General features: G+C 68.8%; 17 protein-coding genes. 6 read left to right on the top strand and 11 right to left on the bottom strand.

Annotation, left to right across the window (positions count from 1 at the left end; translation table 11 throughout):
* Window positions 1-3: 3 nt before the first annotated feature.
* The 7 genes from ACIA58_RS27870 to hppD form a co-directional block, all read right to left on the bottom strand.
* Entirely contained in the window at window positions 4-417 is a 414-nt protein-coding gene (locus tag ACIA58_RS27870; RefSeq protein ID WP_396406747.1) for a hypothetical protein, read from the bottom strand.
* A gap of 71 nt (window positions 418-488) precedes the next feature.
* Complete coding sequence (locus tag ACIA58_RS27875) at window positions 489-1733, bottom strand: ATP-binding protein (protein WP_396406748.1); 1245 nt, start codon at window positions 1731-1733, stop codon at window positions 489-491.
* Between the two features lie 17 nt (window positions 1734-1750).
* Window positions 1751-2449, bottom strand: a complete 699-nt coding sequence (gene cseB, locus ACIA58_RS27880; protein ID WP_396406749.1) for a two-component system response regulator CseB — start codon at window positions 2447-2449, stop codon at window positions 1751-1753.
* 15 nt (window positions 2450-2464) lie between these two features.
* Complete coding sequence (locus tag ACIA58_RS27885; RefSeq protein WP_396406750.1) at window positions 2465-3058, bottom strand: hypothetical protein; 594 nt, start codon at window positions 3056-3058, stop codon at window positions 2465-2467.
* Between the two features lie 145 nt (window positions 3059-3203).
* Window positions 3204-4580, bottom strand: coding sequence for an FAD-binding oxidoreductase (locus ACIA58_RS27890; protein ID WP_396406751.1), 1377 nt, complete (start codon window positions 4578-4580; stop codon window positions 3204-3206).
* 65 nt (window positions 4581-4645) lie between these two features.
* The gene (locus ACIA58_RS27895) at window positions 4646-5119 is read right to left on the bottom strand and encodes a hypothetical protein (protein ID WP_396406752.1); all 474 of its coding nucleotides are present in this window, start codon (window positions 5117-5119) and stop codon (window positions 4646-4648) included.
* A gap of 183 nt (window positions 5120-5302) precedes the next feature.
* On the bottom strand, window positions 5303-6505 hold the full coding sequence (hppD, locus tag ACIA58_RS27900; protein ID WP_396406753.1) for a 4-hydroxyphenylpyruvate dioxygenase: 1203 nt from the start codon (window positions 6503-6505) through the stop codon (window positions 5303-5305).
* A gap of 149 nt (window positions 6506-6654) precedes the next feature.
* Here hppD and ACIA58_RS27905 point away from each other — a divergent pair, with 149 nt between their 5' ends.
* Complete coding sequence (locus tag ACIA58_RS27905; protein WP_396406754.1) at window positions 6655-7125, top strand: Lrp/AsnC family transcriptional regulator; 471 nt, start codon at window positions 6655-6657, stop codon at window positions 7123-7125.
* A gap of 500 nt (window positions 7126-7625) precedes the next feature.
* Here the strand turns inward: ACIA58_RS27905 and ACIA58_RS27910 are convergent, their stop codons facing one another.
* Window positions 7626-8270 (bottom strand): IclR family transcriptional regulator, encoded by a 645-nt coding sequence (locus ACIA58_RS27910; RefSeq protein WP_130444922.1) that lies wholly within the window; start codon window positions 8268-8270, stop codon window positions 7626-7628.
* Between the two features lie 55 nt (window positions 8271-8325).
* On the opposite strand from ACIA58_RS27910, the gene ACIA58_RS27915 reads away from it, so the two are divergent.
* Entirely contained in the window at window positions 8326-9075 is a 750-nt protein-coding gene (locus tag ACIA58_RS27915) for a hypothetical protein (RefSeq protein ID WP_396406755.1), read from the top strand.
* Here ACIA58_RS27915 and ACIA58_RS27920 read toward each other — a convergent pair whose 3' ends face one another.
* Both ACIA58_RS27920 and ACIA58_RS27925 read right to left on the bottom strand, forming a co-directional pair.
* Window positions 9076-10308 (bottom strand): MFS transporter, encoded by a 1233-nt coding sequence (locus ACIA58_RS27920; RefSeq protein ID WP_396406756.1) that lies wholly within the window; start codon window positions 10306-10308, stop codon window positions 9076-9078.
* Window positions 10309-10337: 29 nt separating this feature from the next.
* A complete protein-coding gene (locus ACIA58_RS27925; RefSeq protein WP_396406757.1) occupies window positions 10338-11099 on the bottom strand; it encodes a phytanoyl-CoA dioxygenase family protein in 762 nt (253 codons plus the stop codon).
* Window positions 11100-11186: 87 nt separating this feature from the next.
* On the opposite strand from ACIA58_RS27925, the gene ACIA58_RS27930 reads away from it, so the two are divergent.
* Window positions 11187-11864 carry an AraC family transcriptional regulator gene (locus ACIA58_RS27930; protein WP_396406758.1) on the top strand — a complete coding sequence of 226 codons (678 nt, stop codon included), beginning with the start codon at window positions 11187-11189 and terminating at the stop codon, window positions 11862-11864.
* A 79-nt stretch (window positions 11865-11943) separates the two neighbouring features.
* Complete coding sequence (locus tag ACIA58_RS27935) at window positions 11944-12492, top strand: NUDIX hydrolase family protein (protein WP_134122831.1); 549 nt, start codon at window positions 11944-11946, stop codon at window positions 12490-12492.
* A 3-nt stretch (window positions 12493-12495) separates the two neighbouring features.
* Here the strand turns inward: ACIA58_RS27935 and ACIA58_RS27940 are convergent, their stop codons facing one another.
* A complete protein-coding gene (locus ACIA58_RS27940) occupies window positions 12496-13224 on the bottom strand; it encodes an SDR family oxidoreductase (RefSeq protein WP_396406759.1) in 729 nt (242 codons plus the stop codon).
* A 102-nt stretch (window positions 13225-13326) separates the two neighbouring features.
* Here ACIA58_RS27940 and ACIA58_RS27945 point away from each other — a divergent pair, with 102 nt between their 5' ends.
* Together ACIA58_RS27945 and ACIA58_RS27950 are read left to right on the top strand one after the other, a co-directional pair.
* Complete coding sequence (locus tag ACIA58_RS27945) at window positions 13327-14169, top strand: helix-turn-helix transcriptional regulator (RefSeq protein ID WP_396406760.1); 843 nt, start codon at window positions 13327-13329, stop codon at window positions 14167-14169.
* A 102-nt stretch (window positions 14170-14271) separates the two neighbouring features.
* Window positions 14272-15021: a family 16 glycosylhydrolase gene (locus ACIA58_RS27950; protein WP_396406761.1), complete on the top strand. Its 750-nt coding sequence runs from the start codon at window positions 14272-14274 to the stop codon at window positions 15019-15021.
* The last annotated feature ends 46 nt before the right edge of the window (window positions 15022-15067 follow it).

Consider the following 15067-nt stretch of genomic DNA (forward strand, 5'->3'; position numbering starts at 1 on the left):
TGACTACCTGGTGATGGTCACCGATGCGGCGGCGCTCGCGGTGTTGGCCGCCACTACGCGGAACTTGTTGACGCCGACGCGGCCGCTCTGCACCCAGACCGAGTAGGTCGCCCGGCTGGTCACCTTGGTGGTGGCCGGGAAGTTGACCCACTTGCCGTTCTCGAGCCGCTGCACCTGGACGACGGTGTTCTTCGCGATGCCGCTGGTCCTGCCGGTGAACGAGACCTTCGCCCACGCCTTCGCGGCGGTCTTGTCCGACTTGATCGTGATCGACTTCGCCGCGACGGACGCGCTCGCCAGGGTGACGTGCGTCGTGGCCGCGTCGGCCTGCAGGGCGCCGGCGAGGCCGAGGCCCCCGGCGGCCAGGCCGATACCGGCGACGACGGCCGCGGAACGGCGAATGAACTGAGTACGCATGATGTTCTGGTTTCCCCTCGTTTTGTTGGTGTTACGGAGGAGAAGACGCGACGGCAGCGCGAAAGGTTGTGTTACGACTCCGTCTCAGGTCCCGCGGGAAGAACGAGCCGGGCCAGCGCGCCGCCGCCCGGCGCCTCGCCGAAGGTGAGGTCCGCACCGAGGACTTTCGCGTGGCCGGCGGCAATCGTCAGGCCGAGGCCGTGCCCGACACCGCGCTCGGCCATCCCGGACCGGAACCGACGCGGGCCCTCGGCAATCAACTCCTCCGGATAACCGTTGCCGTGGTCAACCACCTCGACGGTCCGGCCGCTGACCGTCACCTCGACCGGCGGCTTGCCGTGCCGCAGACCGTTGACGATCAGGTTGGCCAGGATCCGCTCGATCCGGCGCGAGTCGGTCGACACCGTCTCGTCCCGGCCGAGCAGGTGCACGATCACGCTGTCCGGCGCCAGCGCCTGCTGCATCCGCAACCGGGCGACAGCCGATCCGACGAAGGCGCCGAGACCGACCAGTTCCAGGTCGGCCTGCTCGACGCCGGAGTCGAAGCGCGCGATCTCGAGCAGGTCCTCGACCAGTCGGCGCAGCACCTTGGCCCGGTCCCGGACCAGCTCGCTCGGCCGGCCCGGCGGCAGCAGCTCGGCAGCGGTGGTCAACCCGGTCACCGGCGTACGGAGGTCGTGCGCCACATCCGCGGTGAACCGGCGTTCCGCCTCGAGCTGGCCGCGCAAGGAACTGGCCATCGTGTCGATCGCCGTCGCCAGCGACTGGACCTCGTCCTTGCCTTTGCCAACGGCTCCGGCGGCCGACGCCTCGAGGTCACCGGCCGCGATCCGTCGCGCCATACCCGCCACGGCGACGATCCGCTTGGACAGGCTGCCCGCCAGGATCACGCTGACCAGGGCAACCAGCGCCACCGTCCCGATGCCGCCGAGCAGCAACGCCTGCTGCAGCGCTTTCATCGAGTCGTCGCTGGTCTCGTAGTCCTGCTCGATGGACAGGATCTTCCCGTCCTTGACCGCGACCGCCGCCCACATCTTCGCGTGCGGCGACCCGGTCTTGAACGTGGCCCGCTTGCCCTCGAGCACGGCGTCGCGCAACTGCGGGGGCAGCTCCGGATCGTCCACCTTCGCCCCGAACACCGGTACGTCGTTGGTGTCGTAGCTCTGCGCCGCGAGCTGGATCCGCTCGTCCGCGAAACTGCGCGTGCGGTCCAGCCGGGCCGACTGGGCCTGGGTGTAGACCGCGACACACAGCACGAGGATCGCGAGCGCCGAAACCAGCAGGAAGATGAGACCGAGCTTGCCGCGCAGTCCCATCAACTAGACCCCATCAGCTAAGCCCGCAGCTTGTACCCGAAGCCGCGGACGGTTTCGATGCGGTCGGCACCGATCTTGGTCCGCAGCCGCTGCAGGTGCACGTCGACCAGCCGGCCGTCGCCGCCCCACTCGTAGTCCCAGACCCGTTGCAGCAGGGTCGATCGGCTCAGCACGACACCGGGGTTGTTGGCGAACTCGATCAGCAGCTTGAGCTCGGTCGGCGTCAACTGCACGGTCGCGCCGCTGCGCCGTACCTCCAACGCTTCCCGGTCCAGCTCGAGGTCGCCGAACGACTCCACGCCGGAACCGGCCGCCGGCGCCGGACGCTCCGGATCGGACACCGCACGCCGCATCACCGCCCGCAGCCGAGCCACCAGCACCTGGGTGTCGAACGGTTTGGTCACATAGTCGTCGGCGCCTGCTTCCAGACCGAGTACGACGTCGAGCGCGTCACCGCGGGCCGAGACCATCACGATCGGGACCGTGCTGGTCTCCCGGACCCGTCGGCAGACCGAGATGCCGTCCAGCCCGGGCAGCATGATGTCGAGCATCATGACGTCCGGGTGGACCTTCTCGAATCGCTCGATCGCCTCCAGGCCGTCTTCGGCCGTGGTGACGTCGTAGCCGTGCCGTTCGAGGGTCAGTTGGGTCGCCTCACGGATCACCGCGTCGTCCTCGACCATGAGAATGCGCGCTGCCGGTTCTTCCGGTACCACCGAACTTACAACTCCCTACTGGTCCGTCGAGCTCACCTTGATCATCTGCCGACCGTTCCAACGGTAGACCTCGACCCGTCGGCCCGACGGGCAGCAGACCGGGTCGTTGATCGTGAAGATCTTCGACTCGACCACCAGGTCCCCTTCGGGGCTGGCGTTCACGGTCGGTTGCTCGACGTTCAGGTTCCAGATCGGTCGCGGGCCCGAGGGCTCGACGGCGATCAGGAAGATACCGAAGACGAACTTCTCCAGAGTGTGGATCAGGACGATCTGCTGAGGTGTACCGCTGTGCAATACATCAACGGTCTTACCCCCACTCAGGCAACGCGAAATCACCGTGCAATTCGAAAGGACTGTCCGCGCGTAGCTGGACAGGTGCCGATCGGCGAGCAATCTGACCCTGACCTTGGTCAGATCGACGGACACCTCCGGGGTCTTCTCCGGGTGCGGCCGGGTGGTGCCGAAGGCAACCGACGGTGTCGGGCTCGACGGTGGCGGTGACTCGGGGCCCTCGACCCGCAGTCCGCTGCCGTTCGCGCAGGCGGACAGCGCGGCGGTCGCGACCACCGCCGCGACCGCGGGCAGCACGGTACGGCGCCACAGACCCATCGGGCGCCTCCTACCCTGCATCAAATCCCCCCGCGAGTTCAGACAACTACCTTCCATAGTGGTGGGCCGACGTCACATTCGACGGGCATGGACGTCGAATGGCCTCGACAGTTCTATTGCGGTTGCGTCACAGCGTCGAACTGGCTCACTCGGCAACGATCTTGCCGGGATTCAGCAGGTTCTGAGGGTCCAGCGCGGTCTTGATCGCCCGATGCACGTCGAGCGAGACCGGCCCGACCTCCTCGGCCAGCCAGGCCCGTTTCAGCACCCCGACCCCGTGCTCGCCGGTGATCGTGCCGCCGAGCTCGAGCCCGATCTCCATCACCCGGTCGAACGCCTGCTGCGCCCGCTCGGCCTCACCCGGATCGGTCTGATCGAACACGACGGTGGGGTGCATGTTGCCGTCGCCGGCATGTCCGAGTACGCCGATGGTGATGTCCAGCTCGGACGACAACTGCTCGAGCCGGCCGATGAACTCGGCCAGCCGCGACCGCGGTACGGCGACGTCGTCGATCATCGTCGTGCCGAACTGCTCGAGCGCGGTCAGCGCGACCCGGCGGCCCTCGAGCAGCATCTCGCCCTCGGCGTCGTCCTCGGCCTCGATGCACTCCAGCGCGCCGTTGTCGCGACAGAGCTTGGCGACCGTGGCGACGTCGGCCGCACCCGCCTCGCCGCCCGCGTCGGACTGCGCGATCAGCATCGCGCCGGCCTCCTCCGGGAGGTCCATCCGCTTGTACTTGTTCACCGCCTGGATCGTGGTCCGGTCCATGATCTCCAGCAGGCTGAGCGAGACGCCGCTGCGGATGATCTCCAGGATCGCGTTGCCGGCCTCGACGCCGGAGGCGAACAGCGCGGCCATCGTCTTCGGCTTGGCCGCCGCGGGGCGGAGCGCCAGGGTGGCCTCGGTGATGATGCCGAGGGTGCCCTCGCTGCCGACGATCAGCTTGGCCAGGTCGTACCCGGCGACACCCTTGACGGTCTTGCGGCCGGTCCGCAGGATGCGTCCGTCCGCGAGCACGACCTCCAGGCCGAGCACGTAGTCCGTGGTCACGCCGTACTTCACGCAGCACAGGCCGCCCGAGTTCGTGGACAGGTTGCCGCCGATCGAGCAGAACTCCCAGCTGGACGGGTCCGGCGGGTAGAACAGTCCCTGCTCGGCCACGGCGCGCGACAGTACGGCGTTGTACACGCCCGGCTGCGTGACGACGTACCGATCGACCGGCTCGATGGCCAGGATCTTGTCCATCTTCTCCAGCGAGATGACGATGCAGCCGTCGAGCGCGTTGGCGGCGCCGGACAGGCCGGACCGCGCGCCCTGCGGCACGATCGGTACGCCGGCCGCGGCCGCGACCCGCACCGCCGCCTGCACGTGCGCGGTCTCCCGCGCCAGCACGACGGCAAGCGGCACGCCGGCCGGGCAGAACATCGCCCGGTCGTACCGGTAGCTCTCCATCCGGTCCGGATCGGTCACCAGCGCTTCGGGCGGCAGGACCTGACGCAACTGCTCGACAACCTCACTCATACGTCGAGCCTAATAACTACTGCGCGGTACCGCGCACCGTCCCAGTGTCCGGATAGGACCTAGGGTCAGCGGGTCCGTTTGGTGGCGTTCTCCGAGATCTCCTCGTAGCCGCCGCCGTAGTTGTGGTACTCGCGGCCGATGGCGGCGAAGGTGATGCCGCTGCCGCCCTTGACCTTCGGTGTCCGGCAGGTTCGCTGGCCCTGGATCACCGAGCCGTTGCCGCCGCTGCTGTCACAGCTGAGCACCCGGCCGTTGTTGCCGCCGCCGTACTGCACCAGGAAGGCGTTGGCCTTCGCGTTGGCCACCAGCGGCGAGGCCATGGTGATCTCGGCCCAGTACTGCGAGCAGCTGTCCCGGACGAGCCGGACGGTGCCCCAGCTGGGTGGTTTGTGGTCGCGCAGCATCGGCGCCGACGCGATGGATCTCGCACCTGAGCAGGTGGCCGCGACGGCCGCCTGGGCCGGCGCTGCGGCGGCGAAGGTGAGCACGCCGACTCCGGCCAGTCCCGCGGTGCTGAGCAGAATGCCCAGTGTCTTCATGACGAAACCCTTCCTGAGTGCACGCCCCGACGCACGCTCAGGAAGGCACACTACGCGAACGGAGCTTGCCTCAACAGTCATTCCGGTAATCGGACGGCGACACGCCGTGTTCAGTTGCACCCGGCAAGGTTCTCGGCGTCCGGTAACGCGGTTAACTGCGTCACCGGACGCCGAACCGGGCGCTCAGAGGTTGCCGCGTCGCTCTTGTTCGCGCTCGATGGCTTCGAACAGGGCCTTGAAGTTGCCCTTGCCGAAGCCGAGCGAACCGTGCCGTTCGATCAGTTCGTAGAAGACCGTCGGGCGGTCGCCGATCGGGGCGGTGAAGATCTGCAGCAGGTAGCCGTCCTCGTCCCGGTCGACCAGGATGCCGCGCGACTGCAGCTCCTCGATCGGCACGCGTACGTTGCCGATCCGGGACCGCAGCTCCGGGTCCTCGTAGTACGAATCGGGGGTGTTGAGGAACTCGACGCCGTTCGCGCGCATGATGTCGACGGTGCGCAGGATGTCGTTGGTGGCGAGCGCGATGTGTTGCGCGCCGGCGCCGTCGTAGAACTCGAGGAACTCGTCGATCTGCGACTTCTTCTTCGCCACGGCCGGCTCGTTCAGCGGGAACTTCACCCGGTGGTTGCCGTTGGCGACGACCTTGCTCATCAGCGCCGAGTAGTCGGTGGCGATGTCGTCGCCGATGAACTCCGCCATGTTCACGAAGCCCATCACTTTGTTGTAGAAGGCAACCCACTCGTCCATCTTGCCGAGCTCCACGTTGCCGACGACGTGGTCGACCGCCTGGAACAGCCGCTTCGGGTGTCCCGCGGGACGGGTCACCTGGGTGGTCGCGGCCACGAAGCCCGGCAGGTACGGGCCGTCGTACCTGCTCCGGTCGATCAGCGTGTGCCGGGTGTCGCCGTACGCCGCGATCGCCGCGCGGCGGACCGTGCCGTGCTCGTCGGAGACGTCGTTCGGCTCCTCGAGGACGACCGCGCCGACCTTGCGGGCGTGCTCGATGCACTTGTCGACGTCCGGGACCTCGAGCGCGAGGTCGGCCACGCCATCACCGTGCCTGCGGTGGTGATCCAGCAGCGGGCTCTTCGGGCTGACGCCGCCGGAGATGACGAAGCGGCCGGAGCCGGACTTCAGCACGTAGGACTTGCTGTCCTTGCTGCCGGTCTCGGGACCGGAGTACGCGACCAGGTCCATGCCGAACGCGAGCTGGTACCACTTCGCGGTCTGGGTGGCGTTGCCGACCACGAACACCACCGCGTCCATCGCGGTGACCGGGAACGGATCGGTGCTCTCGTCGTACGGCACCAGGCCGACGAGCTGCTTGAGCTGGTCGAGGTCGAGATCGGCGTCGAGCTCTGCGGGGGTGAGGTCGGTGCTGGTCATCGGGGTCCTCCCGGGTCGGGTACGTGCACCGAGCCTCGCGGGATGGGACAGGTTGTGCAACAGTTTGTTATTTCGCTGGTCAGGTTGCACAGTATGCTGGCGACTTCGCTGGACTATTTGGTCAGGCTGACTATTGACGGAGGGGCCAGATGTCGGTGGATGCGCTGGACGCCCGGATCCTGCGGTTGTTCGCGACCGAACCGCGGGTCGGCGTGCTCGAGGCGTCGCGGCGGCTGGGCGTCGCGCGTGGGACGGTGCAGGCGCGGCTGGATCGTTTGCAGCGCGACGGGGTGGTGCGCGGGTGGGGGCCGGACATCGACACCCCGGCGATCGGCTACCCGGTGACGGCGTTCGCGACGCTGCAGATCGAGCAGGGCTCAGGTCATACGACGGTCGCCGAGGCGCTGGCACGCATCCCCGAAGTACTCGAGGTCCACACCATCACCGGCGCCGAGGACCTCTGGTGCCGCATCGTCGCCCGCTCCAACGCGGACCTCCAACGCGTGATCGACCAGGTAGTCATCGTCCGAGGCATCCAAAGAGCCTCCACCGTGATCGCCTTGGCGGAACAGATCCCCCACCGAGTACTCCCGCTGGTAGAAGCAGCCACCAAGCCCTGACACGCCCCGGCCTCCTCCACACCAACTCCAGTCACTCACGCACCCGCCCGCACCGCGCCCGCCGCCGCCATTTGAGGGGTTAACCCCGCCGGCTGTCCCTTCTTCCCTCGCATGAGAGCGGTGAAGGGGCAAATCGAGACGTTCACCGGTCAAATGCCCGGAGCCGCGCAGGGCGGGCTGGCGCGGGCGTGGCCGGTGCGTGCTCCCTGCGGCGGCCAGGGGTGCAGGTGGTGGAGGAGCTCGGATCTGCGGAGCATCACAACTGGGTGCGGGCTGGGGTGGCCTGCGGCGGGGGCCGGTTCCGACGGGATTGTGATGGGGTGAAGATCCGGGTCTGCAGCACTCAGCAAGGGGGCGCGGACATGGTGGGGCGTCGGGCGGCGGGGCGCGGGCTGGGTGAGGGCGGGGCGCGGGCTGGGTGAGGGCGGGGCGCGGGCTGGGTGAGGGCGGGGCGTGGGCTGGGTGACGGTGCCAGGTTGGTGAGTGGTGCAGGTCCGGGGTCAGGCGAGGCGTTTGGCTACTTCTACGGCGGCTCGGGCTACTCGGGGGCCGACGAAGTCGCGGTCGAGTTTGCCCAGGACGACCACGCCGATGGAGGCTTCTACGCCTGGGACGCCCAGGACCGGGGAGGAGACGCCTTGGGCGCCGGCCTGGAGTTCGCCGGAGGTGACTACGAAGGGGCGGCCGGCGGGGTCGGGTTTGCGGCGGCCGGCGAGGATCGCCTTGCCGGCGGCGCCCTGGTCGAGGGCGTGGCGGGAGCCCATCCGGTACGAGACGTGGAAGTCGGTCCAGCTGGGCTCGATGACGGCGATGGCCAGCGCCTCCTCGCCGTCCGCGACCGTCAGGTGCGCCGTCGCCCCGGTGTCCTCGGCGAGCGAACGCAGTACCGGAAGGGCGGCGTCGCGCAGCGTCGGCTGCACGCGGCGGCTGTAGTGCAGGACGGCGAGACCGAGCCGGGCCCGGCCCTCACTGTCGCGGCGCACCAGGCGATGCAACTCGAGCGTGTTCACCAGGCGGTACACCACCGTCCGACTGACTCCCAGCGCCGCCGCAAGCTCGGTGATGGAGAGCCCGTCCGGGGCGTCCGCCAGCAACTCGAGGACGGTGAGTCCCCGGTCGAGCGTCTGCGAGGTCTCGGCTGGCACGTTAGAAGGGTATCCGTTATTCGGGCGCGGACCGATGGGCCCGTATCTTGCTGCCGTGCGAAATTACTGGTCGCTGCTCCCCGCCGTCCTCGTGGCCGTGGTGCTGATCCTGGTCTACGCCGTTCCGACTCTGATCAATCCGCAGTGGACGAGCTCGATCATGGCGCTGTTCCGCACCGCTCCGATCCCCGCCGACGCGACTCCGGAGGAGGCCCGGCGCGCGGCCGGCGTACTCGGCCCGCAGCAGCTGCGGAGCCGCCGGATGCTCGCGATCGCGCTGGTCGTCGGCGCGTTGATCCTGGTCGGCTTCAACATCTCGTTCAACCGCGAGGCGGTCGGCTGCTACAAGGCCGCGAAGGCGTTCGGCGCGATCGACGGCCCGGACATGAAGGACCCGTGCGTCGACATGGTCTTCGGCACGTTCCTCGGCGACGGCAAAGGCCCCACCTCGGAGAAGACCCCGCAGCCCGTGCAGTACTACCAGCTGATCAAGGGCAAGAAGCCGCACTACCTGAAGTGGATCCAGAACGCCCCGAAGTACGACGAGTACGACATGGTGATCGGGACGGGCCTGTCCTGCGCCGGCGATCTGCGGGTGGAGGAGCAGGACGACAAGGTGCTGGTGTTCGTCGATGTCGACACCCCGTGCCCGCCGGACAGCAACGCCTCGCTGACCCCGTTCAAGCTGAAGAAGCCGTTGGGCGATCGCAAGATGGTGACCGTCGGCGACAAGCCGATGACCGAGATCAACCCGGACATGGACTCCTGGTTCACGGTCCTGAAGAAGCTCGCGACCGGCGGCTGATCAGCTGAGCGCGCGGGTCTGCGAGTCGTAGTCCCGGAACGGCCGGTTCCGCGCGAGCAGGATGAACAGGCCGGTGATACAGACCGCGGCACCGCCGAGCAGCGCGATCGTGGGGCTGGTCAGCGACGCCGTCGTCCCCGCGACGAAGTCACCGAGCCGCGGCCCGCCGGCCACGACGACGATGAACACACCCTGCAGCCGCCCGCGCATCGCGTCCGGCGCCGCGGACTGCAGCACCGTGTTCCGGTACGCCGAACTCACCATGTCGGCCGCACCGGACATCGCGAGCAGCGCCACCCCCAGCCAGATCGTCCGCGACAACCCGAACAGTCCGACGGCCGCGGCGTACGCCGTGATCGCCAGCACGATCGCGACGCCCTGACGGCGTACCCGGGTCACCCAGCCGGAGAAGATCACCCCGATCAGCGCCCCGATCGCCGGCGCGGCTTGCAGCAGGCCGACCGTCCGTACGCCGCCACCGAAGAACGCCCCGGCCACTGCGGGGAACAACGCCCGCGGCTGCGCGAACACCATCGCGAGGATGTCCGCGAGGAACGTCGCGAGCAGCGCCGGCGCGGCCCGCAGGAAGGTGAACCCTTCCAGCACCGACCGCAGCCCGGCCCGCCGGATCGCGCCGGTCGGCGGCACCGCCGGCAGCCGGAACAGCGCGTACAGCGCCGCGGTGAACGTGATCACGTCGACCAGGTACGCCGCCGCGAACCCGTGCCAGGCGATCACCGCCGCGCCGAGCAACGGCCCGGCGGTGAAGCCCAGGTTGAACGCGGCCTGGCTGAGCGTGTTCGCGGCCGGCAGCAGCTCGGGGCGGATCAGCCGCGGGATGATCGCGGACCGCGCCGGGTTGTTCACCGCGAAGCACGCCGACTGACAGGCCACCACGGCGTACAGCACCCACACCCGGCCCCAGTCGAGGTGCGACTGCAGGACCAGGATCATCGACAGCAGCCACAGCCCGGCCGACGAGACCAGCGAGAGCGTACGGCGGTCGATCGCGTCGGCCATCGCGCCGCCGTACAGCCCGAAGACGATCAGCGGGACCAGCGAGAACAGCCCGACCAGGCCGACCGAGAAGGTCGAGTGCGTCAACGCGTACACCTGGATCGACACCGTCACCGCGGTCATCTGCTGACCGAGCTGCGACACCGTCGACCCGACCCACAACCGCCGGAAATCGGCGGACTCACGCAACGGACGAATGTCGGTGAGGAGACGCACAACGACAACTTATGTCACAACGTGAAAGATTAAACAGTCGGGAAGAGTTCGTGGTCGAGCGGTGCGTCGACCGTCAGGCCTAGGCCGTCGGTCACCACGTGGCCGGCGCCGGTGTACGTCGCCTCGGCGTCGAAGTAGATGTTGACGTGCGCGATCCGCGGGTCGTCGGTGAGGTTGGGCGTCGCCGAGTGCGCGAGGTAGGCGTTGTGGAAGGTGCAGTCGCCGGCCTGCAGCGGGATCGTCAGCCGCTCCTCCCAGCGCAGATCGGGCGCGGCACGGAACAGGTCGTCGCGGTCGGACAGGTCCTGGCTGCGCAGGTTCTGGTGGTCCTGCGAGCCCGGGATGAAGGTCATGCATCCGCGCTCGACCGGTACGTCGACGAGCGCGATCCACGCCGACAACGAGGCGCGGGAACCGGCGTGCGGCCAGTACGGCGCGTCCTGGTGGAACTCGGTCGCCGCGCCGTTGTGCGGCGGCTTGATCAGCAGCTGGTCGTGCCAGATCCGCAGCGGCACACCGGCCAGCGCGGTCGCCGCCGCGGCGAGGCGCGGGTCCAGGGTGAGCTCACGCAGTACGGCGTTGTCGCGCCAGACGTTGACGTACTGGTTGAAGATCTTCGACTCCTTGAACAGGTCGTCGGCGTTCGCGGTCGCGGCCACGGCGGCATCGCGGAACCGGGCTGCTTCCTCGCGGCTGATGATGTTCTTGATCCGGACCACGCCGTCGCGGCGATAGGCGGAAATGGTCTCGTCGTCGAGGCTGAGCGGTGTCGTAGGCTCGGTCGTGGTCATCGCGGCACTCCTGGATTCCGTTGACTGGAAGGTGTTTCCAGCCTCGCTGCTCGCTGCGGCCACGGACAGGCAGTGGTTGACCAGGACTTGACTGATCTTGACCTCTTGGAGGCGGTCGTGCACAACGTGCTGAGCAGCGAGGTGTTCCCCGATCCACGGCTGCCGGTGGCGGGCGAGCGGCTGGAGCTGGTCGCGGACGTCGCGGTCCACAGTCACGCCTTCTTCGAGATCGCGGTCGTGGTTGCGGGGCGGGGCGTGCATGTGTCGGCGGCCGGGGAGGTCGAGTTGGCGCCGGACTCGGTCGTCGTACTGCGGCCTGGCGAGTGGCACGGGTACGTCGACTGCAGCGGGCTGGTGGTCCGCAACGCCTACCTCGGACCGGATGTGTTCGGGCTGCTCTCCGGCGCCCTGGTGCCAGGCGGTCCCAGCACCCGCGCGCCCGCGCACCCCGCCGTCCAGCACGCCATGCGCCTGCTGGAAGCCGACCTCGCCGAGCCCTGGACCCTCGAAGAGCTCGGAGCGCGCGTCAACCTCGCACCCGGGTACCTGGTTCGCCTCTTCGGCAAGTCGGCCGGGATGTCCCCGATGGCCTACCTGACCCGCATCCGCGCCGAGCGGGCCGCCGGTCTCCTGATCGAGACCGAGCTGCCGGTCGCGACCATCGGCGCCCAGGTCGGCTGGCACGACCCCAGTCACGCGACGAGAAGATTCCGCTCAGCATTCGGACAGAGTCCATCCCAGTACCGGTCCGCTTTCAGACCGTAACCCTCCCCATCCTTTCTTCTTCCTTCCTTCTTCCATCCCAGTGCCGGTCTGCTTGCAACCCGTAAGCAAAGATGTGCCTATGACGTCGTCGCTGCAAACGCCTGACCCGAATCCCGGTTGGCTGTCCGAGTTCGCGCTCGCCGAGACCCGTACGCGGGTCCCGATCCTGTACGTCGAGGCCGTCCCGGCCCGGGTCGACGCCCTGGGCCAGATCGAGCACATCGGGGTCCTGCTGCGGACCTCGGCCGCGACCGGCGAGATCATCCGCACGCTGGTCTCCGGCCGGGTCATGCACAACGAGTCGATCCGTGACGCGCTGCAGCGCAACATCGAGAAGGACCTCGGCCCGGCCGCGTTCCCCCGGCTGCCCGCCACGCTGGTCCCGGTCACGATCGCGGAGTACTTCCCGTTCCCGGGCATGACTCCGCTGCACGACCCGCGCCAGCACGCGGTCGCCCTCGTGTACGTCGTCCCCGTGACCGGCGAGTGCAACCCGCGCCAGGATGCCCTCGAGCTGACCTGGCTCACCCCCGAGGAAGCCCTCGCCCCGAGCCTTCTGAACGACCTCGAAGGCGGCCGCGGCCAGCTCCTCAAACAGGCCCTCGCCTGGTCCGGCGCCATCGTCTGACGGCTACCAGGCCAGTCGGCCCTCCTCGGCGTACACCTGACCGGTCGGGCCGTCGGCGCCCAGCGTCGCCAGCCCGACGGCGACCGCCGCACCCTGGGCCGGCGTGCGCGCCGCGGTCCAGCCGCCCATGTCGGTGGCGCAGTTGCCGGGGTCGGCGGCGTTGACCAGGATGCCGGTGCCGCGGAGTTCGTTGGCGAGCATGACAGTGACCATGTTCGCCGCGGCCTTCGAGGCGTTGTAGCCCAGCGTCAGTACGGTCGACATCCGCGACTCCGGATCCCCGACCTGTTCGAACGACGCCAGCGAGGTGGACAGGTTCACGATCCTCGCCGCGTCGGCCTGCCGCAGCAGCGGCAGGAACGCCTGCGTCACCCCGACCAGCCCGAGCACATTCGTCTCGAACGCCTCCCGCAGTACGCCGGCCTCGATCCGCGACACCGCGTCGTCGCCGTCCGGGATGATCGCCGCGTTGTTGATCAGCACATCCAGCCGCCCGTACGCCGCCACGACCCGCTGTGCCGCCGCCCGCACCGACGCCTCGTCCGTCACCTCCAGCTGGATCCCGACCGCGTCGAGGCCCTCGGCGACCAGCTCCTTGACCGCGACCTCACCGCGCGCGACGTCCCGTGACCCGACCAGCACGGTGAACCCGGCCTGCCCGAGCTGCCGCGCGATCTCCTTGCCGATGCCTTTGTTGGCGCCCGTGACGAGCGCGATCTGGTTCGTGTTCATGTCGTCCACCGTCCGGCCGATCGCGCCATCCAGGCAGAGCGGGCCGAGCCTGGGACCGGCGGTCCCTGGTTATGCACACCCCCGGGCTGCGATCCTGGGAACGTGGATCGGGACGGACTGGCCGAGTTCCTGCGGGTACGCCGGGAGGCGCTGCAACCGACCGATGTCGGCCTGCCCGCCGGACTGCGCCGCCGTACGCCGGGTCTGCGGCGCGAAGAGGTGGCGAGCCTCGCGACCATGTCGACCGACTACTACACCCGGCTCGAGCAGGGGCGCGGACCGCGTCCGTCCCGGCCGGTGCTGACCGGGCTGGCTCGGGCGCTGCGGTTGTCCGACGACGAGCGTGATCACCTGTTCCGGTTGGCCGGCGAGCAGCCCGGTCCGCCGCCGGGGCCGCCCGCGGACGTGCGCTCCGGCGTACTGCGGATGCTCGCGCGGCTCGACGTACCCGGGCTGGTGCTGGACGCGAAGTACGACGTCCTTGCCTGGAATCCGCTGGCCGCGGCGCTGATCACGGACTTCTCCGCCTTGCCCCCGCGCGAGCGGAACCTGCTCCGGCTGCGGTTCCTGACCGATCGGCAGGCTCGGCTCTTCGGCGAGGAGGAGACTCGGGAGTTCGCTCGCGAGGTGGCGGCCGATCTGCGCGCGGCGACCAGCAAGTACCCGGACGATCCGGAGATCGCCCGGCTGGTCCGCGACCTGCTCGACGGAAGTCCGGAGTTCGCGGAGATCTGGGCCCGGCACGAGGTCGGCCGGCAGCAGTCGCTGTGCCAGACGATCTTCCATCCGCAGGTCGGCCGGATCGACGTGATCTGCGAGGTCCTGGTCGTACCGGAACGCGACCAGCGGGTGGTGCTCTACACGGCCGAGCCCGGGTCCGGATCCGACCACGCGATCCGGCTGCTCGACGTGATCGGCATGCAGGAGTTGACCGGTAGGAGTTAGCCGCAGAGGTTGGCCGGCAGTGGTTGGCCGGCAGAGGTTGACAACGCGCGGCCGATCAAGCGACTGTTTGATCCGTTGGTTTCCGACGGAGAGGTCTAGCTGATGCGTAAGTTACTTACTGCCTTGGTGGTGCTCGGCTTGTTCGCCGTACCGATCCGGGCGGCCGACGCCGCGCCGGGAAAGGTCGTCTTCGCCGACGAGTTCGACGGTACGGCGATCGACCGGACGAAGTGGGCGATCCACTCGAACGCGGAAGCCGACCAGTGCCTCGGCAACAAGGGCAACCAGCAGCTCGAGTGGCACACCTGGGACGCGTTGTCGGTGCAGGACGGCAAGCTCACGATGACCGCGCGGAAGAACAGCCCGGCGCCCGGGTACGAGTGGTCCGGCGCATTGATCACCACCGGGCAGGCCTGCGGGCACGATCCGGCGCAGGCGTTCGCCGTGCAGCCCGGGGACTATGTCGAGACGCGGCTGAAACTCCCGGCGGACAAGGGTTTCTGGCCCTCGACCTGGACGTGGAACGGCAACGGAGCCAACGAGCAGGACACGTACGAGTTCTACAGCGACAACCACAACGCGCTGTATCTCACCAACCACCAGTCCCCCGGCGGCGCCTGCACGTACCAGTCGCCGACCGACCTCACCACGGACTGGCACACGATCGCCGAGCAGCTCGGACCAGACCATACGGTTTGGTATGTCGACGGCAAGGAGGTGTGCCGCCAGGGGGCGTACGCCGGCACCGGCGACGCGCTGATCCTGGATCTGTTCGTCTACGGGAAGATCCCGCCGACGGTCAGCGAGGAGTCGATGCAGCTCGACTACGTCCGGGTCTACCGTCCGGAGTGACACAGGCTGGGGCCCCGCACCCGGAACCGGGTGCGGGGTCTCGGGG

Origin of the sequence: Kribbella sp. NPDC051586, from assembly GCF_044453965.1 — a bacterium.
GTDB lineage: Bacteria > Actinomycetota > Actinomycetes > Propionibacteriales > Kribbellaceae > Kribbella.

Excerpts from the sequence above, each read along its gene's own strand:
- ACIA58_RS27875 (WP_396406748.1), bottom strand. The coding sequence starts at position 1,733 with ATGGGACTGCGCGGCAAGCTCGGTCTCATCTTCCTGCTGGTTTCGGCG.
- hppD (WP_396406753.1), bottom strand. The coding sequence starts at position 6,505 with ATGACCAGCACCGACCTCACCCCCGCAGAGCTCGACGCCGATCTCGAC.
- ACIA58_RS27885 (WP_396406750.1), bottom strand. The coding sequence starts at position 3,058 with ATGGGTCTGTGGCGCCGTACCGTGCTGCCCGCGGTCGCGGCGGTGGTC.
- ACIA58_RS27905 (WP_396406754.1), top strand. The coding sequence starts at position 6,655 with ATGTCGGTGGATGCGCTGGACGCCCGGATCCTGCGGTTGTTCGCGACC.
- ACIA58_RS27925 (WP_396406757.1), bottom strand. The coding sequence starts at position 11,099 with ATGACCACGACCGAGCCTACGACACCGCTCAGCCTCGACGACGAGACC.
- ACIA58_RS27890 (WP_396406751.1), bottom strand. The coding sequence starts at position 4,580 with ATGAGTGAGGTTGTCGAGCAGTTGCGTCAGGTCCTGCCGCCCGAAGCG.
- ACIA58_RS27935 (WP_134122831.1), top strand. The coding sequence starts at position 11,944 with ATGACGTCGTCGCTGCAAACGCCTGACCCGAATCCCGGTTGGCTGTCC.
- ACIA58_RS27870 (WP_396406747.1), bottom strand. The coding sequence starts at position 417 with ATGCGTACTCAGTTCATTCGCCGTTCCGCGGCCGTCGTCGCCGGTATC.
- ACIA58_RS27895 (WP_396406752.1), bottom strand. The coding sequence starts at position 5,119 with ATGAAGACACTGGGCATTCTGCTCAGCACCGCGGGACTGGCCGGAGTC.
- ACIA58_RS27940 (WP_396406759.1), bottom strand. The coding sequence starts at position 13,224 with ATGAACACGAACCAGATCGCGCTCGTCACGGGCGCCAACAAAGGCATC.
- ACIA58_RS27950 (WP_396406761.1), top strand. The coding sequence starts at position 14,272 with ATGCGTAAGTTACTTACTGCCTTGGTGGTGCTCGGCTTGTTCGCCGTA.